At 62.3% G+C, this 15297-nt stretch carries 30 protein-coding genes; 27 read left to right on the plus strand and 3 right to left on the minus strand.

Going from position 1 to position 15297, the window contains the following annotated elements:
- Positions 1 to 57 precede the first annotated feature (57 nt).
- Both CXY72_RS13580 and CXY72_RS13585 read left to right on the plus strand, forming a co-directional pair.
- Complete coding sequence (locus tag CXY72_RS13580) at positions 58 to 294, plus strand: helix-turn-helix transcriptional regulator (protein ID WP_104128195.1); 237 nt, start codon at positions 58 to 60, stop codon at positions 292 to 294.
- Positions 294 to 488 carry a helix-turn-helix domain-containing protein gene (locus CXY72_RS13585; protein WP_104128196.1) on the plus strand — a complete coding sequence of 65 codons (195 nt, stop codon included), beginning with the start codon at positions 294 to 296 and terminating at the stop codon, positions 486 to 488. The genes CXY72_RS13580 and CXY72_RS13585 overlap by 1 nt, the downstream gene beginning before the upstream one ends.
- Before the next feature lie 140 nt (positions 489 to 628).
- Here CXY72_RS13585 and CXY72_RS13590 read toward each other — a convergent pair whose 3' ends face one another.
- On the minus strand, positions 629 to 868 hold the full coding sequence (locus tag CXY72_RS13590; RefSeq protein WP_104128197.1) for a hypothetical protein: 240 nt from the start codon (positions 866 to 868) through the stop codon (positions 629 to 631).
- A gap of 128 nt (positions 869 to 996) precedes the next feature.
- Here CXY72_RS13590 and CXY72_RS13595 point away from each other — a divergent pair, with 128 nt between their 5' ends.
- The 20 genes from CXY72_RS13595 (at position 997) to CXY72_RS13675 (ending at position 12774) form a co-directional block, all read left to right on the plus strand.
- Positions 997 to 1752 carry a phage antirepressor KilAC domain-containing protein gene (locus CXY72_RS13595; protein ID WP_104128198.1) on the plus strand — a complete coding sequence of 252 codons (756 nt, stop codon included), beginning with the start codon at positions 997 to 999 and terminating at the stop codon, positions 1750 to 1752.
- Positions 1753 to 2216: 464 nt separating this feature from the next.
- The gene (locus CXY72_RS13600; protein WP_104128199.1) at positions 2217 to 2525 is read left to right on the plus strand and encodes a hypothetical protein; all 309 of its coding nucleotides are present in this window, start codon (positions 2217 to 2219) and stop codon (positions 2523 to 2525) included.
- 323 nt (positions 2526 to 2848) lie between these two features.
- Entirely contained in the window at positions 2849 to 3100 is a 252-nt protein-coding gene (locus tag CXY72_RS13605) for a hypothetical protein (protein ID WP_104128200.1), read from the plus strand.
- Complete coding sequence (locus CXY72_RS13610; RefSeq protein ID WP_104128201.1) at positions 3094 to 3348, plus strand: hypothetical protein; 255 nt, start codon at positions 3094 to 3096, stop codon at positions 3346 to 3348. Before CXY72_RS13605 ends, CXY72_RS13610 begins: the two co-directional genes overlap by 7 nt.
- Complete coding sequence (locus tag CXY72_RS19605) at positions 3345 to 3506, plus strand: hypothetical protein (RefSeq protein WP_158252574.1); 162 nt, start codon at positions 3345 to 3347, stop codon at positions 3504 to 3506. The genes CXY72_RS13610 and CXY72_RS19605 overlap by 4 nt, the downstream gene beginning before the upstream one ends.
- Positions 3503 to 4774, plus strand: a complete 1272-nt coding sequence (locus CXY72_RS13615; protein WP_104128202.1) for a hypothetical protein — start codon at positions 3503 to 3505, stop codon at positions 4772 to 4774. Before CXY72_RS19605 ends, CXY72_RS13615 begins: the two co-directional genes overlap by 4 nt.
- Entirely contained in the window at positions 4771 to 5364 is a 594-nt protein-coding gene (locus CXY72_RS13620; protein WP_104128203.1) for a YqaJ viral recombinase family protein, read from the plus strand. The genes CXY72_RS13615 and CXY72_RS13620 overlap by 4 nt, the downstream gene beginning before the upstream one ends.
- Complete coding sequence (locus CXY72_RS13625) at positions 5361 to 6302, plus strand: hypothetical protein (protein WP_104128204.1); 942 nt, start codon at positions 5361 to 5363, stop codon at positions 6300 to 6302. Before CXY72_RS13620 ends, CXY72_RS13625 begins: the two co-directional genes overlap by 4 nt.
- The gene (locus CXY72_RS13630; protein WP_104128205.1) at positions 6295 to 6762 is read left to right on the plus strand and encodes a hypothetical protein; all 468 of its coding nucleotides are present in this window, start codon (positions 6295 to 6297) and stop codon (positions 6760 to 6762) included. Before CXY72_RS13625 ends, CXY72_RS13630 begins: the two co-directional genes overlap by 8 nt.
- A complete protein-coding gene (locus CXY72_RS13635) occupies positions 6759 to 6998 on the plus strand; it encodes a hypothetical protein (protein ID WP_104128206.1) in 240 nt (79 codons plus the stop codon). Before CXY72_RS13630 ends, CXY72_RS13635 begins: the two co-directional genes overlap by 4 nt.
- On the plus strand, positions 6967 to 7359 hold the full coding sequence (locus CXY72_RS13640) for a hypothetical protein (RefSeq protein ID WP_233197833.1): 393 nt from the start codon (positions 6967 to 6969) through the stop codon (positions 7357 to 7359). The genes CXY72_RS13635 and CXY72_RS13640 overlap by 32 nt, the downstream gene beginning before the upstream one ends.
- Positions 7360 to 7412: 53 nt before the next feature.
- Complete coding sequence (locus CXY72_RS13645) at positions 7413 to 7838, plus strand: hypothetical protein (RefSeq protein WP_104128207.1); 426 nt, start codon at positions 7413 to 7415, stop codon at positions 7836 to 7838.
- A 299-nt stretch (positions 7839 to 8137) separates the two neighbouring features.
- A complete protein-coding gene (locus CXY72_RS19845; RefSeq protein WP_104128208.1) occupies positions 8138 to 8335 on the plus strand; it encodes a hypothetical protein in 198 nt (65 codons plus the stop codon).
- Positions 8335 to 8466, plus strand: a complete 132-nt coding sequence (locus tag CXY72_RS20375; protein WP_255409287.1) for a hypothetical protein — start codon at positions 8335 to 8337, stop codon at positions 8464 to 8466. Before CXY72_RS19845 ends, CXY72_RS20375 begins: the two co-directional genes overlap by 1 nt.
- On the plus strand, positions 8466 to 9350 hold the full coding sequence (locus CXY72_RS13655) for a hypothetical protein (RefSeq protein ID WP_104128209.1): 885 nt from the start codon (positions 8466 to 8468) through the stop codon (positions 9348 to 9350). Before CXY72_RS20375 ends, CXY72_RS13655 begins: the two co-directional genes overlap by 1 nt.
- Complete coding sequence (locus CXY72_RS13660) at positions 9347 to 10525, plus strand: AAA family ATPase (protein WP_158252575.1); 1179 nt, start codon at positions 9347 to 9349, stop codon at positions 10523 to 10525. The genes CXY72_RS13655 and CXY72_RS13660 overlap by 4 nt, the downstream gene beginning before the upstream one ends.
- Positions 10507 to 10809 carry a hypothetical protein gene (locus tag CXY72_RS13665; RefSeq protein ID WP_104128211.1) on the plus strand — a complete coding sequence of 101 codons (303 nt, stop codon included), beginning with the start codon at positions 10507 to 10509 and terminating at the stop codon, positions 10807 to 10809. Before CXY72_RS13660 ends, CXY72_RS13665 begins: the two co-directional genes overlap by 19 nt.
- Before the next feature lie 153 nt (positions 10810 to 10962).
- Positions 10963 to 11124: a hypothetical protein gene (locus CXY72_RS19610; RefSeq protein WP_158252576.1), complete on the plus strand. Its 162-nt coding sequence runs from the start codon at positions 10963 to 10965 to the stop codon at positions 11122 to 11124.
- A gap of 559 nt (positions 11125 to 11683) precedes the next feature.
- Positions 11684 to 12208, plus strand: coding sequence for a single-stranded DNA-binding protein (locus tag CXY72_RS13670; protein ID WP_104128212.1), 525 nt, complete (start codon positions 11684 to 11686; stop codon positions 12206 to 12208).
- Positions 12209 to 12465: 257 nt separating this feature from the next.
- On the plus strand, positions 12466 to 12774 hold the full coding sequence (locus CXY72_RS13675) for a hypothetical protein (protein ID WP_104128213.1): 309 nt from the start codon (positions 12466 to 12468) through the stop codon (positions 12772 to 12774).
- A gap of 35 nt (positions 12775 to 12809) precedes the next feature.
- On the opposite strand, the gene CXY72_RS19615 is transcribed toward CXY72_RS13675, so the two are convergent.
- Positions 12810 to 12959 (minus strand): hypothetical protein, encoded by a 150-nt coding sequence (locus CXY72_RS19615; RefSeq protein ID WP_158252577.1) that lies wholly within the window; start codon positions 12957 to 12959, stop codon positions 12810 to 12812.
- 272 nt (positions 12960 to 13231) lie between these two features.
- Here CXY72_RS19615 and CXY72_RS13685 point away from each other — a divergent pair, with 272 nt between their 5' ends.
- From CXY72_RS13685 to CXY72_RS19620, 4 genes are read left to right on the plus strand one after another with little or no spacing between them, the layout of a single operon-like run.
- Complete coding sequence (locus CXY72_RS13685) at positions 13232 to 13588, plus strand: hypothetical protein (RefSeq protein WP_104128215.1); 357 nt, start codon at positions 13232 to 13234, stop codon at positions 13586 to 13588.
- On the plus strand, positions 13585 to 13845 hold the full coding sequence (locus CXY72_RS13690; protein WP_104128216.1) for a hypothetical protein: 261 nt from the start codon (positions 13585 to 13587) through the stop codon (positions 13843 to 13845). Before CXY72_RS13685 ends, CXY72_RS13690 begins: the two co-directional genes overlap by 4 nt.
- A gap of 44 nt (positions 13846 to 13889) precedes the next feature.
- On the plus strand, positions 13890 to 14147 hold the full coding sequence (locus CXY72_RS13695; protein ID WP_104128217.1) for a hypothetical protein: 258 nt from the start codon (positions 13890 to 13892) through the stop codon (positions 14145 to 14147).
- Positions 14144 to 14422 (plus strand): hypothetical protein, encoded by a 279-nt coding sequence (locus CXY72_RS19620; protein WP_104128218.1) that lies wholly within the window; start codon positions 14144 to 14146, stop codon positions 14420 to 14422. The genes CXY72_RS13695 and CXY72_RS19620 overlap by 4 nt, the downstream gene beginning before the upstream one ends.
- Before the next feature lie 61 nt (positions 14423 to 14483).
- Here the strand turns inward: CXY72_RS19620 and CXY72_RS13705 are convergent, their stop codons facing one another.
- Positions 14484 to 14663: a hypothetical protein gene (locus CXY72_RS13705; RefSeq protein ID WP_104128219.1), complete on the minus strand. Its 180-nt coding sequence runs from the start codon at positions 14661 to 14663 to the stop codon at positions 14484 to 14486.
- Between the two features lie 256 nt (positions 14664 to 14919).
- Between CXY72_RS13705 and CXY72_RS20380 the strand changes: the two genes are divergently transcribed.
- Positions 14920 to 15042, plus strand: a complete 123-nt coding sequence (locus tag CXY72_RS20380; RefSeq protein ID WP_255409289.1) for a hypothetical protein — start codon at positions 14920 to 14922, stop codon at positions 15040 to 15042.
- Positions 15043 to 15297: the final 255 nt, after the last annotated feature.

The following is a 15297-nucleotide window of genomic DNA, read 5'->3' on the forward strand; positions in this document are numbered from 1 at the left end:
TGAAATTGGCCGCTTTTTAGGGTTGCGGTTGGCCATACGACCACATAACCTAGTCATATGACCATTTACAACACCGCGGCAGATGTAGCAGCACGCATCACGAAGGCCCGAAAAGATGCTGACCGAACCGGAACTTGGCTTTCCATGAACTCAGGGATTTCCGAGAAGACCCTGAGTCGTCGGTTCGCCGCTCCAGAACAATTCACCCTGGCAGAACTTAGTGCAATCGCCCGGGTTCTCAACTGCGATTTCGATGAAATCCTAATCGGTAACACCGCGGCACTGGCCGCCTGATGTGCACCCTCTCCGCTAACTGGCTCAATGAGCATGCCGTTGCATCCAAAACGGGAATCAATGTCGAAACTCTCCGCATCTGGCGCCGGGCCAAAAAGCACATCCCGTTCTCCAAGATTGGCCGTCTCGTTCGCTACGACGAGGGAACTGTCGACGCCTACATGAAGTCGCAAGAAGTGGCCGTGGCAGCGTGACCGCTCTCACCCAGACGATCTGTTGCGTCCTCCGAAACGTGGTGGCGTCTCTCGCGCCCGCTCCACAGGGTGGGCAACCACAGTGGGCCACGCAGGCGCTTACTGACGCACTCGCAGTAAACGCCCCCAGTCGCTCTGCCCTATTGAAGGCGGCTCGGGATCTGTTTGTCATTTTCGGCCTCATAAGCGAACGCGATGGGGATACCCGCCGTCACCAGCAGTTCGAGGTATGGCTGTTGCCCGGGGGCAATAGAGGCTTTGAGCCAACCGGAGATCTCCGAGTTGATGATGGTATCGATGCGTTTGATCATCGTTGCTTTTTCCGCATCATCTATAGCGGGGCCTACAGGGGTGCCGGCGTAGATCAGTTTCCAGGCCATCAGGTTTCTCCTTCAGATACGGCTTCGGTGCTCGATACGCCGGATGCCTCACAAGCAACTGTAGGAGACACCCCTGACCGCTCTGATTCTCCTTCGGGCAGCTCCGGGGCAACCTCGGGAGGTGCGCTGTGACCGCCCTCGACATCTTCACCTACAGTGGCCAGCAGGTCAGAACCGTACTTATCGACGGGGAGCCGTGGTTCATCGCCGGTGACGTGACCATGCTGCTCGGCTATTCCAATGGGCGCGACGCCGCGGCGAAGCTTCCCGAGCGCATGAAGAGTTCCGTCGTTCTGACCGACGGAACTCCTGGCAACCCGAACAGAGCGATCCTCAACGAGGCTGGTGTAAATCGCCTCATCATGCGGTCAACCCTCCCTCAGGCTGAGGCCATTCAGGACTGGATTGCCGAGGACGTTCTCCCCGCAATCCACAAGACCGGCAGCTACTCCACTACCCTCGCTCTCACCGAGGACCAGATCGTGCAGCAGGCGCTCACCATTCTGGTGGCGAAGACCGCAGCACTTGAGTCGAAAGTCGCCGAGCTTCAGCCGTCCGCGCTCGCATGGGACGAGCTCGCCTCTGCATCCGGCGATTACGAAGTGGCCGACGCGGCGAAGATCCTGGCTCGCGCTGGCATTGAGACAGGACGCCAGCGTCTGTTTATCCAAATGCGCGACATCGGATGGATTCTGCGCGGCGGTCACGGTAGCTGGAAGGCGTACCAGTCGACAGTCGATAGCGGCTACCTCACCGAAAAGCCGGTGAAGCATTTCCACCCCAAGACGGGCGAGGTCGTTCTAGACCCGCCTCAGGTGCGCGTCACCGTCAAGGGGTTGGAGCGATTGCGAGTCCGGTTGGGCGCGCTGATCCTCACCCCATAACACATCACATTCTTTCCCCTCGCTCTGAGGGGAATCCGCCGGCGTGCCCTCGGGCATCCGGCAACTGCACCAAATTCCCCTGGCCGTGCGCCGCTGTCAAAGGCCGTGCATAGGAGGGGGAGCACGTTGATTGGTAACTACACACAGAACCCCGCGAAATATACGAGGGGAGGCCTCCGCACGGTTTTACACCCGGCCGGAGAGGCGCAGCCATTCGCTGCGTAACGACAAACGGGGACTGGCCCGCATAACCCAGTCACGCGCCGAGCCTGCAATCGGTATTCCGGGAGCATCACCCGGCGGCGCACTCAACCGCGGGATCGGCGGGGACAGGGATCACGGCAGCAGGACGAGGCAGGACCTCGATACCGGATGGAGAGCCGCCACGAGGGTACTCCGGACCTCACCCTCATCCCCGATTCGGCGGGACAAACCCACCAACGAATATCACGAAAGGACATCGCATGTCAGACAAGAAGATCAGCCCCCGCAAGATCCGCAACACCGCGGCGAACGAAGAACGGCACGCGGCAAACGTCGCCCGGGTCTCCACTCTGGACATCGGTTCTTACACCAGCGAGCACGTCAAGCTACGGCGCGATGCAAAGGGCAACACGTACGCGGTGACAGTCACTCGCCGCGTCAGCCCCTCGAAGATGCTGCGCACCGCCGACAGGCATCGCGCCCGCCTGATCGCCGGCCAGGTTGCGGCTGCCGCTGCGCGTGCCGAGGATGCCGCGATCGAAGCCGAGCTCGCCGAGACGGTTCGTTAACTCCAAACATGAAAAAGCCCCCGATCACTACTCGGGGGCCATGACACCGAAACGAGATCCAATGCCCAATCAGAATACCGGCTACAACAAGTACCCCAATCCTCCTTGGATGGACGACGACCTCAGCCACCTCCCAAGTTCGACGGCCGCCGCCCGTCATCCCCGTACCCGCCTGAACCCACGCACGGCTCGCGCATAATCGAGAGCGATCGACACCGGCGAGTGAGTGGACGCGCCCGTCGTCGCCTCGTCATGGAGTGGCTGCTCGTCGGCCTCATCTTGGCCTTGCTTGTGGTCGGCGGCCGATTGATTGCGATCTGGTCATGAGCACGACGGAAGACCTCACGGTCGCGATCCGTACGCTCACCGACCTGACCGACCCCCGGGCGCGCAGTGAGTCCGCACAGAAGGCCAACGATGCCGACCTGCGCGCCGCACTCAAGCGCACCGTCCCCGAGCTCCTCGCGATCATGACGGCAGGATTCGGCGGTGACGACGACCTGACCATTCATGCGGTGAATCTGGCGCGGCTCGTGAACGCTCAGCCCGACTCGCATCCCGAGCAGCCGTGTTGAAGTCGCCGGGATTCATTCCGCCGGCCATCGCAGTCGACGGCGACCGGGTCAGGGTGATTCGGAGAAACAGCGACGGCGACGGGCTGGTCGGCTACCAACTGCCCGCGCCGCCCGGCGTTGTTCGACTGGCCGCCGAGGCCGTCGACGACAACAGGAATGATCCGCCGGACGACTGGTGGCGCGCTACGTATCGCGCCGACGAAGTCCGTGTCGTCCTGATTCGACGGCGTCCGTGCGTGTTCGCATGACCGCAGCGAACTGGGTCATCGTCCTCGCCGTCATCGGCGCCCTACTCATCTTCGCGGGTGCCTGGTTCCTATCGAACCCGCTCGCACTCTTCGGCGTGGCCCTCATGGTCCCGCTGCTCTTAGTACTCGCTTTCACCTACGCAAGGAAAATGCAATGACCCAAACATTTACCGCCACGAACTTCAAGCGCCTCATCGGCGAGGCGACCATCACCCCATCAGGCAATGAGCTTGTCGTGCTCGCCGGGGAAAACAGGGCGGGCAAGTCGAGCTTTCGCCAGGCGATGCAATCGCTCCTCAAGTACGCGTCCAAGCTGATCCCTGACCCGATCCACGAGGGTCAGGACGAATCCCGCGCCGAGTTCATCGACACCGAGCTGGGCGTGAGACTCCTGCGGGTGTGGAAGCGCAAGGCGGACGGCACGATTACCTCGACGTTCAGTGCCTACGCTCTCGACGGCGCCAAGTACCCCTCAGCCGTCGCACTGGTCGCTGAGCTCATGGGTGGCAACCTGATCGACCCCAGTGAGTTCGTGGGGTTCGACGAGAAGAAGCAGCGTGACGAGTTGCTGCGTCAGGTGGAACTGCCCTTCGACATCGACAAACTCGACGCCGAGCGCAAGAAAATCTTCGACGGCCGCACGGAAAAGAATGGCGAGGTCAAGCGCCTTACCGCGCAGCTCGCCGGATTCGTTCCCCTCGATTCGACAGTTCCTGATGAGCAGGTGTCGGCCGCCTCGCTGTACGCCGAAATGGACGCGATCCGCGAGCACAACGTGGATGTGGACCGCCGCAAGGATGTCGCGGAGCGGGCGTGCATCGCCCGGACCGCTCTCGACGAGCGCGGCAAGGCGCTGGCGATTGAGATGGATGCGCTGCGTGCCGAGCGCGCGGCAATGCTCGCCGCCGAGCGTGACGCGATCGCCGCGGCTGTGTCGATCGCTCCGCAGGCGCCGGATGCCGTTGCCGCGCAGCTGGCCAGCCTTGACGAGACGAACACCAAGGTGCGCGAGCAAATCGCTCGGGCCGCGATCGCCACGGCACTCGCCAAAAGCACCGCCGACAGCGAGGGCCTTACCGCGAAGCTCGACGCGATCGACAAGCGCAAGGCTGACGGTCTCGCCGCCGCCAAGTTCCCTGTCGAGGGACTGAACGTGAGCGACGAGGGCATCACCGTCAACGAGCTGTCGTTCCTGTCGCTCAGTGAAAGCGAGCAGCTGTGGGTTGCTCTCCGCATCGCGACGGCTGGCAACCCGAAGCTCAAGCTGATCTTCCTCAAGAATGGCGATGCGTTCGACGACAAGACGCTCGCGAAGGTTCAGGCGTACGCCGCTGAGAACAAGTGGACGATCATCGCCGACCGGGGCCGCGACAACTCGGCTGACTTCGGGTTCGTCTTCGAAGAGGGAATCTTGGCGGTGGCATGAGCTACGTGGACCGCATCATGGCCGACTCGCTCGACCGGCCTGCGTGGCTCACTGCGCGAGAACCAATCATCGGGGCGAGCGACGCGGCCAAGCTCGTGAAGATGTCGTCGGTTCCGACGTACCTATCCGCGAAGCTCAAGCCTTCGACGTTCTCGGGTAACCGGTTCACCGAGTCAGGCAACGAGTGGGAGCCGATCATGCTCGCCTGGGCAGGCATCCCCCAGAACACCCTACTGATTCATTCCGCAGAACACCCGGGACTTGCGGCCACCCCCGACGGGCTGCTCGTGAAGCCTGAGGGCATCGTGCTCTCTGAGGTAAAAGCCAAACACGATCGCATCGTCTACGGCCCTACACCGGGCGAATTCCGGCAGGTCGCATTCCAGCAGTACTGCGTTGGTCCCGAGGTCCTCTACACGGAATTCATCTGGGCCGAGATCGTCAACGGCGAGATGCGCACCGAGGTTCCCAAGAGCCTGCGCATCTACCCCGCCGACGTCGCCGACGTGCTGGCCGCCATGCTGCCGATCGCCATTGAACTATCCAAGCGACTCACCACCGCACTCGAATTTGAAAGAGGTATGCCATGAGCAAGGAAGTAACTCAGTACGAAGCCGCCGGGCTGGACGAGAAGATGCGCTACGTGCAGACGATCAGCAGCGCGGGCAGCCTCATCCCTACCGGCTTGCACGAGAAGGGCCAGCCATCCCCCGGCAAGGTGCTGCTCGTGATGGAGACCGGCGCTATGCTCGGCATCCACCCAATGGCGGCGCTCGGCGGCGTGCACATCATCGAGGGCAAAGCATCCATTTCGCCCGGGCTAATGTCTGGCCTGGTACGGAAGGCCGGCCACAAGCTGCGCATCACGACAACGGGCACGATCAAGGGCGGCGATTTCGCGGCCACGGCCAGCCTGACCCGCGCCGACAACGCCGACTTCACCTTTTCCGCGACGTGGACGATGGACCGGGCCCAGCGCGCCGGACTCGCAGGTAAGGCCGTCTGGAAAAGCTACGGCGAGGCGATGTGCAAGGCCCGTGCAATCGGCGAGGTCGTGCGTGAAGGTGCCGAAGACGTCCTCATGGGTGTCAGCTACACCCCCGAGGAAATGGGCGCGCTCGTCGACGACGCCGGCGAGCTGCAGTCCACCCCCGACAAAGACGCTGAGCCCGCCGAGGATTGGGCTGCACTCGTGGCCGCGGCGACGACGATTCCCCAGCTCAAGGCGATCAGGGACCGGGCTAACGCAGCCGATCAGTACACGGCCAACCGCGCGACGTTCCTCACGAGGCAGGGCGAACTCAGCCGAGCCGAGGAATTCGCAGCGGCACCCGCACCGGCCGCCGCCGAGGCTGAGCCGGACGAGAACGTGATCGACGCCGAGATCGTTCCCGATGACGAACCTGCTGCCGAGGCACCTGCAGACCCGGCACCCGCCGAGCCCGAGGACGAAGAGTCCGCGCTGGACAAGTACGAGCGCGAGAGCGCCGAAGAGTACGCGGCAGAGATGAAGATCACCGGTGCCTGACATCTCGCCCCAGCTGCTCGACGTTCTCCGCGACATCGGCATGGACCACCCCGACCCCGAGGTACCGCTGCACACCAAGCTCATTGCGACGATCGAGCGGCTCGGGCCCGGCGCCACCTTCGGGCAACGCCTGGCCGCGATCCGGTTCGACTTCAACTGGGAGTTGAACGACGCCGGCAAGGTATTCGCCAAGGCCAAGGCTGACCATGAGCACTACCTCGATGCCGAGACGGTTCGACTGCGCGCCAACTCCGAGAAGATGTCGCGGGTCGAGGGCGAGCAGATTGTCCGTGCCCGGGACAAGGCCTACGAGCTGCGACTGCAATTTCTTCTCGCCGAGCAGCGCGAGCGGGCCATGCGGAACTTCCTGCTCACGATCCAGTCCGCGTTGGACAACCACCGTACGGACCGCGCGGACTGGCGTGCCGCGGATACCGAACACCGAACTAGCGCCACATGATGCCGGTTGCACCTGGCCGGGACGTGGTGCGGTATCCCGTCGCCGCCGGCCACAAGGTGCAGCGATGGTTCCTCAAATTCTCGGAAGCCGACGAGTTCGCACAGCCGAAGGGTCTGGACGTGTTCTTCATCGACGCGCTCAAGGTCATTCACCGGTGCGAACGACTCCCGTACGAGATCAACTTCGAACAGAAAAGGAAGCCGCATGATCAGCATGGACAAAGGGCTGACGGCTGAGACGCATCAGACGGGCGCGATCAGCTTGCCCGAGGTTGCCGCGAAAAAACCCCGCCGCAACCTCCGCAGTGCGAAAGCTGCCGGCACATGGATGGAGCGAATCACCGCCGAGTTCCTGGCGTTTCGACTCGCTGACGACCGGATTGAACGGCGCACGAAGAACGGCTCGAAAGATCGGGGCGACATCACCGGAGTGAAGACCTTGCAGGGCGGGCGCGTGGTCATCGAGTGCAAGAACGTGACGACGCTGGCGCTGCCCCAATGGCTGCGCGAGGCTGAGGCTGAGAGGGGCAACGATGACGCGGTGATCGGTGTCGTCGCCCACAAGCGGCACGGCACCGGAAACCCCGCCGATCAGTAAGTGACGATGACGCTCGAGACGTTCGCCAAGCTGCTCGAGGGTGGGTTGGCGCTGTGATCCTCCCGAAGGTCGCCAAACCCACCAAGGCGCAGGAGACGGATGCCTACGAGCTGGCCACGCTGCGAGATCTCGACACCTGCCAGCGTTGCCGCCGCCGGTGTGGCCCGTCGAACCGTGACCACCGGCAGAACCGCTCGCAAGGCGGACTGACCATCGTCTGCAATTTGCAGGTGCTAGGTGGGACCGGCACGACCGGCTGTCATGGCTGGGCGACGGCTCACCCCGCCTTGGCGATTCAAGAGGGCTGGGCGTGTCCCGGCTGGGCCGATCCGAGCACGTGGCCGGCGCGGCGATGGCTGCCCGGGAACCTCGGCACGCTGCACCTTGCGTGGGTCATCTACGACAACGAGGGCGGCTGGCTGGAACTGACCGATGAGCAAGCGAAAGCAGCCATGAGCGGTGACGGCATTATCTACTAACTCGAACATTCAGCACGTACTTGAATCTTTTTTTGTTTATTTCACAATCCGGGTAATTCGGCCCGTATTCAGAGGGATCGGAGGCGCAATTGATTAGTTATCCCCAACCTGATCCACAGATTATCGAGAGTTATTTCTGGGATTCCACATTTTGTCCACAGAGTTATCCACAGGCCGAGTTGTGGACAAGCGTTCGATCCAGCCAGCATTGCACTGCGCCTGAAAAGGCGAAGCGGCCCTGTGCTCTTACACGAAGGCCGCTTCTCATCCGCTCTCTGGATTACACCATTGAAGGGACTTTGCAAAAGTCTAACAACGGGCTCACGGCCGCGGCCGAAACCCACCTCAACCTGCTCCGTCAAGAACGGGTCACGCTCGCACGCCAGGATCGGTATTATGTCGATCTGGCGTTCAAGTACGGCGTCACCGTCCCAGAGATTGCCCAGCGGTCCGGGCTTACTGTGGCCGCCGTGCAGAGCATTTTGGTCGGCACCTGATGGGCGTCGATCGGGACAAGCTCATCGCCTGGCTGTCGACTCGCGGCAACTCAGAGAACGTCGTGGTGTTCGCGATCTACTCGGGGCTAGTAATGCGCCTCAAGCGCGGCGACTTCGACGAGGTGCCGTAGTGGCCCGCGACCGCGCGAACATCCGCGTCGACATCTGGGCAGATCAGGATTTCCGAGATCTGACCGGCGAAGCGCAACGGCTATATATGCAGCTCACGACGCACCCGACGCTGAATTATGCGGGCGTCTGCGAGTGGCGGCCAGGGCGACTCGCCGCCATGGCCCGCGATCTGACGGCAGGCAGCATCGAGCGCGCCGGCCGAGAGCTTGGCGAACGATTCTTCATCGTCGTCGACGAGCAGACCGAAGAAGTCCTAGTGCGCTCGTACGTGAAGCATGACGGTCTTTTGAAGCAGCCGAAGCTGGTTGTCTCGATGACCAATGCTTATGCGGCGATCGCGTCGAAACTGATTCGGAATGTGATCGCTTTCGAGGTGCAGAAGATGCATGACCGAGAGCCGAATATGGCCGCGTGGAAGGTCACGCAGACCGAGACGGTTCTTCGGGCCGAAGCGCAGGACGTTCGGGAGTTATCACCGGGGCTAACCCTACTGTTTACCCCAGAGCTAACCCCTGCGTTTACCCCAGGTTTTACCCCAGAGCTAACCCCTAGCTCTGGGCAGGCCCAAGGGTTAGCTACTACTACAGCTACTACTACAGCTACTACTACAGCTACTATTACAGCTATAGGAACTTCGTTCCTTACACCCGAGGCGAAGGCGAAGGAAGGTCGATTACCAACTGACTGGGTGCCGTCGAAAGCTCACTACGAGCGAGCCCAGGAACGTGGCGTCGACATTGCGACCGAGGCTGAGGCCTTCCGGCTCCATGCCGAGACTCACAACCGGCACGCGGCGCAATGGAATTCCGCGTTCACGTCTTGGCTGATCAAAGCCAAGCCTGCTGCCGCCAAGTCCAACCGTGACTCTTGGATGCAAAAGTGACCGGCTCACCTGCCGAGCGGAACCTGATCGGCGCGGTGATTCTTGATCCGCGCCAGTTCCGCTCGGTCCGTGACCTGGTCTCGGGCGCCGACTTCGAGAATCCAAACATGGGCGATGTCTTCGCCGGCATCGGTGACATGGTTGCTCGCGGCCTTCCGGTGGATCACATCACGGTCGTGAACCAGTGGCCGGCGTGGGGCATCCGCGGTATCGACGCTAACGAGGTGTTCGAATGGACGGGCGCTGAGGTGTACACCCAGGCGGCGACGGAGTACGCGCACTCGGTTCGTGACTCATCGGTGCGGCGCGGATTGAAGTCCATCGTCGGGCTCATGATGACGGGCGTTTCAGACTCGGTAGCATCACCGCTGGATATTGCAGCGATGGTGGCGACGGCGCTGGAAGGACTTCGAGCCGGATCAAGGTCCGGCGAGCTCGTGGCGAAACCGCTGGCCGAGATTCTGGCCGGTGAAGATGCCTACGACTGGATCATCCCGGGGCTACTCGAGCGTCAGGATCGTCTGGTCCTCACCGGCGCGGAGGGCGCGGGCAAAACCACGTGGGTTCGGCAGATGGCGGTGTTGGCGGCGGCGGGAATTCACCCGACAACGTTCGCCCCGATCGATCCGGTCAACGTGCTCGTGGTCGATGCGGAGAACACCGAACGGCAGTGGCGGCGTGCAGTGCGGTGGATGTCGTCTCGTGCGGCCGAGATCGGCGCGGCTGATCCTCGGCTGAGCATGCACATCACGGCGGGCAAGCGAATCGACGTGACGAGGGGTTCGCACCTCGGCGAGATTCACCGGCTGGTCGATCTGCACAAGCCGGATGTTCTGTTCATCGGGCCGCTGTACAAGCTCGTGCCGAAGGCGATCACGAATGACGACGACGCCTCACCGCTGATCGTCGCACTCGATTCGCTGCGTGAGCGCGGGCTGGCTTTGATCATGGAAGCTCACGCGGGCAAGGCGAACGGTTCGGACGGTGAGCGCAACCTGGCGCCGCGCGGATCCGCTGCGCTGATGGGCTGGCCTGAATTCGGACTGGGGCTGCGGCACAACCCCGATGATCCGAAGCTGGTTGACGTCGTTCGGTGGCGTGGTGACCGCGATGAGCGGGACTGGCCGACGCGGATGTACAAGGGCGGTGACTGGCCATGGACGCCGGCGCAGTAGCCTCCGACTTCACTCTCGCCCGCTACCTCGAATTCCCGGACGTCGTCAAGATCGAGGCCGAGCGGTTCCCGCCGCTGGCCGTGGTGTTGCGTGAGTCGTTCGGGTCTTCCGCGCATCAGCTCATGGTGATGGAGCACGAGATCCGCGTGGCCCGGTTCAACACCCGGGATCGGGATCGATCGATCATCGGCGACTGGAACGGGGACGCGCGTCTCTACGAAGCGCATGCCGAGGCGATGGCCTTTAGCGACCGACAACGAGCGATCAACTCGGACCGCGCCTAACCGCCCATTTACCCACAACGCTCCACCACGTGCCCGCTCGCACGATTACAGGCGAAAAGCACACTGGCGCGCGGGAAGCCAATCCCAACGCCGCACAGAGGCACACAGCCTCTCCGGCTGATCACGAAAACAAACAGGAAACGAGCAATTGACATGGCACGCAGAACCCCCCAGCAGGAACTGGAACACCAGATGCAGAAAATGAAAGACATGGGCGTGACCATCAGCGTCAGCCCGGCTCCCGGCGAGTGGGCCAAGACGATCGCCGAAGCCGCAAAAACTGCCGGAATATACGAGGAAAAAGAGGCAAAATAGCTGGTCAAATCGTCAAATTGGCACGGCTCCAAACCGAGTGCTGCAACACCCGCCGGGACCTGACCCACCATCGTCAAACCGATCGGAGAGCTGCCATGAATGGTACCCGAATAGACCAAATTCCATGCCTAGAGTTCGACGGAGCGCGGAACAAGAACGGCTACGGAGTGCTACCGAAGCCCGTCAATGGGTCTCGGCTCGCTCACCGCGCGGCGCTGTCATCAAAGCTGGGAAGACCGGTCATCGGCATGGCGCGGCACACCTGCGACAACCCGCCGTGCATCGAACCTACGCATCTCATCGAGGGAACCCAAGCGCAAAACATCGCTGATGCCGTAGCTCGCGGGCGAAATCGTGGTGGCCGATACAACCAGACGACCTGCTCAAAGGGCCACGCGCTCACGAAAGAGAACACGAGATTGAAGCCGAACGCAGAGTGCCGACTCGGAGTCGAGCGCGTCTGTATGACCTGCAGCAAAGAGTTCAACCGTACGCAATCTGCCCGGCGCAAACAAGCACGTCACGAACGCGGATTACTCCGCCAACGAAAGGAACTCCCATGAGTGGAGAAACCATTTTGACCGTGGTGGGTGACCTCACCGCAGATCCCGAACTCAGGTATACCCAGAACGGCCTGGCCGTGGCGAACTTAACCATCGCAAGCACACCGCGCACCTTCGACCGGGCCAAGAACGTATGGGTCGACGGCGACGCGCTGTTCCTCCGCGCAAGCGTCTGGCGCGAGTTCGCCGAGCACGTGGCCGGCAGCCTCACCAAGGGCAGCCGCGTCATTGCCTCGGGTCGCCTGAAGCAGCGGTCGTATGAGACGAAGGAAGGGGAAAAGCGCACGTCGATGGAACTGGAGATCGACGAGATCGGCCCCAGCCTCAGGTACGCGACGGCGAGCCTGACCCGTGCGCAGTCCGGCGGCCGCGGTGCTCCCGCGACGGGGGGCCAAGGGCACGACGAGCCATGGACGCCGACCGGACCCGGCGGTGCAACCTCGCAGCCCGAAGCGACCTCGGCCGCCGGCGGCGACGTCTGGAACAAGCCGGGGAATTTCTCGGACGAGACACCGTTCTAAGCGCGTAACCCGGGGGCGGCACAAGTCGCCCCGCCGAATCCGGCGCGGACATTCCGCTACTTAACTTCGCACAAAAACGCCCACCTATTCACAAGGCACCCGCCATCTGGCCGGTGCCTTTACTCGTACCCCAGAGAGGAAATCATGACGGAGCAGTTCGCAGCGTGCGAGGATCACCAATCGCTGAACGGAATGGAGTTTGAGCGGGCGCTGGAGATTGCCCGCGAATGCGATCAGTGCATGGTCGAGGCGCGGACGTGACGTTCGACCTCACCGCACCAGTCGCCCGGTTCGGGGTCGGCGATCACGTCTCGTGGATCTACCAGAGCGTCAAACCTGTGTTCGGGACCATCCGCCGCATGGACGAGCACGATGCTCGCGGCGGCGAAGACGGGTCACTGACCTCGTTCGACGGGCTCTATTACGGTCGCCGTGTCTACATCGAATGCGACAGCGCCGACTGTCACGTGAACTGCGAAACCGATGGATGGTTGCACTGCTGCAACGAGTGCCAACTGACCATCGAGGATGGGTCGCTGCCGCAACTTACTGGGGCGCTGTTTTGACCGGCCAAATTGCCTGGGACTTCGACGCCCTCGGCCTAGAACCCACCCCTGGCGCCGATCAGTGGGCGTGCATCCCTGAGCGGGTGGACGTTCACCGGGTCGGCATCTGCGGCCATTGCGAATTCTGCGGCAAGCCGTGCTTTCAGAAAATCATGGGCGAGCTTGCCCACCTGTGCGGCGGACATGAGGTCGCCGCATGACGCTCAAAGGCGCATTCAACGCGCCTCAACCAACCCCGGGCCGGTCGTGGGATTCACCACCGGCCCATATCTGCTCGAACTGTCGAACTCCGTTCGGCAAGAGCGCTGTGCGATGCCCCAACGAACCGAAGGAGACGAAATGATCACCTACACGATCCCGCAACTGGACCACATGATCGACCTCGCGCAGCAGCTGGGGTTCTGGGATGACGTAGAGCACGGACTGCAGTGCGGGCAGAGATGAAGCGGGGCAACTCGTGAGCACCCGTTGCCTGCATTGTGGCCAGACCCGCGAGGGCATCAAGCGCGATAACACCATCTGCGGGATTGAGGGCGGCTACGAGTACGTCGAACTCCAGGAGGAATGGCCGCGCCACCGATGGGCTGACTGGTCGGACAAAATTCTGACGGGTTTCGGGATAGTGCCGGAGGCGTTCGAGCGCTACCGGCGAGTCCCGGTCATGGATGTGCAGTGGTTGGCGTGCGACGACCTGAAGCGGGGCCACATTTACCCGAAGGCGAACGACCCCGAGTCCGGGTTTCGGACTAACCAGTGCATGGCCTGCGGGCGAGAAATCACAGCAAACGAGACAGAGCAAGGAGAAGAGCAATGACCACAGCAACGACAGCCTGGCAAGCCCGAGAGGTCGAGCGGGGCACGACACGCAGTTGCAATCCACAGACGGAGTTTCGGGCGGGGTTCGCGGCGGGTGAGGCTTCAATCGACGCCGCCGAGCCTGAGCGGTTCCGGGCGCTCCGCATGATCCACACCGAAGAGCAGTTCGGCGACTGCGTTGAGGACGGCGAGCGGTTCCCATGCAAGACGATCAGCATCCTCGATTGGGTGCCAGCAGAGAAGGACAACGACTGAGGGGCGCAACGTTATCGACGGAGCGGATTGCCGACCTGTTCACAATGGCAATCGCATGGCGAAGCGAAGACCCGGACGGCGGCACAGACCTGAGTGGGTTGCGCGCATCGAACCGGGCTGAGTTTGACGCATGGCTGGCCGCGCACGATCGGGAGGTAGGTTCGAAGGCTCTGGCGCTGGCTGCGGAAGCTGTATATGTGCGGATGGGCTTCGGCCTATTCGAGAGTCCAGATCAGCACCGAGAGGCTATGGCCAAGTGGCTACGCGATCGTGCCGCCGAGTATCGGGCGGTGAGCGAGTGACTGCCGACGAGTGCCGCCCGGCCTACGTGGACGGCGAGGTTGTCAGTATTCGAGGCGGCGAGCCGATGAATGCCGAGGATCAGGAGATATTCGGCGGCGTCATTCGGTCTGCGAAGGCAAGATTACTGGCCGAGCGAGCCGCGCATGATGCCGAGGTCTGGGACGAGGGCGTTGAGGCGTACCTGTCACGGTATGAGCGCGACGAGTCCCTGCCGCTCACTAACCCTTACCGCCCGGCCCCTGAGCCGCCCACAATATCAAGGGGTGACTCGTGAGCGCCGACGATGCGCACCACACCTTGACGCCTCGGGATCGCCTCAGATCGGGCGACAAGCCCTAGTACGGGCTGCCGACCGATCGGGCGCTCTGCTGTTCACTCGAGTGCTCGCGGAGAGCCGCCAGAACGGCACTTTTGATTACTGCACGCACCACGAAGATCGAAATAATCGCGCCGATCATCGTGACAGTCAGGGCGAGCAGGGACCAAAGCATCACGGTATTTGCGTCGAAAGGCATACCCGCATGCTAACGCCACCAAAGCGAATCCCGGAGTGCGGGGCATGAGCTCGCGACGGTGACGGCAGGCGGATGCCCCCGGCCGGGATGCGGGCGAAGTCGGGTCGGTTTGTCAGATCTGTCCGGCAACGATGCGAACCCGGACGCGCATATCGCAGAAGCCCATGGTTCGACAGAGCCGCAACCACCCCAAACAACATTCAACAACGAATTCAACTCACAACACGGCCGCTACGGCCAGAGACGAGCAGGACGCATGAGCGAGAACGACAAGACGGCCCGGTTGCAGAACGCGGTGCGGAAGCTCGCCGGATCGAGCGGCAACGACATCAGCGAACTGATCGAAGACGGGCTGATCGAAGACGGAGACATGGAATGAGCACGCACACGGAGACAATCGCGGAGCTAGGGTCCCTGATGGGCGACCTCGTTGCCGGGTTCGGGGTGCAAGGGCCCGGTTGCGTGACGATTCTGCAAAGTGCGATAGCAGCACTCTAAGCCGCTGAATCACCGACCACTGTTGAGTGGGGAGTGCGAGTAGGCGACACCGCACGCGTCAACAAGTTTCAGGATCGCGACGCGTGCGACCGGTTCATTCGTAACCCGCCGCTCTGGTTCGACGGAAACACGGACG

The sequence above is a fragment of the Cryobacterium sp. Y57 genome (assembly GCF_002929505.1).
In the GTDB taxonomy this organism is placed as follows: domain Bacteria; phylum Actinomycetota; class Actinomycetes; order Actinomycetales; family Microbacteriaceae; genus Cryobacterium.

Coding starts and splice junctions, on each gene's coding strand:
- CXY72_RS13580 (WP_104128195.1), top strand. CDS start 58: ATGACCATTTACAACACCGCGGCAGATGTAGCAGCACGCATCACGAAG.
- CXY72_RS13585 (WP_104128196.1), top strand. CDS start 294: ATGTGCACCCTCTCCGCTAACTGGCTCAATGAGCATGCCGTTGCATCC.
- CXY72_RS13590 (WP_104128197.1), bottom strand. CDS start 868: ATGGCCTGGAAACTGATCTACGCCGGCACCCCTGTAGGCCCCGCTATA.
- CXY72_RS13600 (WP_104128199.1), top strand. CDS start 2,217: ATGTCAGACAAGAAGATCAGCCCCCGCAAGATCCGCAACACCGCGGCG.
- CXY72_RS13605 (WP_104128200.1), top strand. CDS start 2,849: ATGAGCACGACGGAAGACCTCACGGTCGCGATCCGTACGCTCACCGAC.
- CXY72_RS19605 (WP_158252574.1), top strand. CDS start 3,345: ATGACCGCAGCGAACTGGGTCATCGTCCTCGCCGTCATCGGCGCCCTA.
- CXY72_RS13615 (WP_104128202.1), top strand. CDS start 3,503: ATGACCCAAACATTTACCGCCACGAACTTCAAGCGCCTCATCGGCGAG.
- CXY72_RS13620 (WP_104128203.1), top strand. CDS start 4,771: ATGAGCTACGTGGACCGCATCATGGCCGACTCGCTCGACCGGCCTGCG.
- CXY72_RS13625 (WP_104128204.1), top strand. CDS start 5,361: ATGAGCAAGGAAGTAACTCAGTACGAAGCCGCCGGGCTGGACGAGAAG.
- CXY72_RS13635 (WP_104128206.1), top strand. CDS start 6,759: ATGATGCCGGTTGCACCTGGCCGGGACGTGGTGCGGTATCCCGTCGCC.
- CXY72_RS13640 (WP_233197833.1), top strand. CDS start 6,967: ATGATCAGCATGGACAAAGGGCTGACGGCTGAGACGCATCAGACGGGC.
- CXY72_RS20375 (WP_255409287.1), top strand. CDS start 8,335: ATGGGCGTCGATCGGGACAAGCTCATCGCCTGGCTGTCGACTCGCGGC.
- CXY72_RS13665 (WP_104128211.1), top strand. CDS start 10,507: ATGGACGCCGGCGCAGTAGCCTCCGACTTCACTCTCGCCCGCTACCTC.
- CXY72_RS19610 (WP_158252576.1), top strand. CDS start 10,963: ATGGCACGCAGAACCCCCCAGCAGGAACTGGAACACCAGATGCAGAAA.
- CXY72_RS13670 (WP_104128212.1), top strand. CDS start 11,684: ATGAGTGGAGAAACCATTTTGACCGTGGTGGGTGACCTCACCGCAGAT.
- CXY72_RS19615 (WP_158252577.1), bottom strand. CDS start 12,959: ATGTCCGCCGCACAGGTGGGCAAGCTCGCCCATGATTTTCTGAAAGCA.
- CXY72_RS13690 (WP_104128216.1), top strand. CDS start 13,585: ATGACCACAGCAACGACAGCCTGGCAAGCCCGAGAGGTCGAGCGGGGC.
- CXY72_RS13695 (WP_104128217.1), top strand. CDS start 13,890: ATGGCAATCGCATGGCGAAGCGAAGACCCGGACGGCGGCACAGACCTG.
- CXY72_RS13705 (WP_104128219.1), bottom strand. CDS start 14,663: ATGCCTTTCGACGCAAATACCGTGATGCTTTGGTCCCTGCTCGCCCTG.
- CXY72_RS20380 (WP_255409289.1), top strand. CDS start 14,920: ATGAGCGAGAACGACAAGACGGCCCGGTTGCAGAACGCGGTGCGGAAG.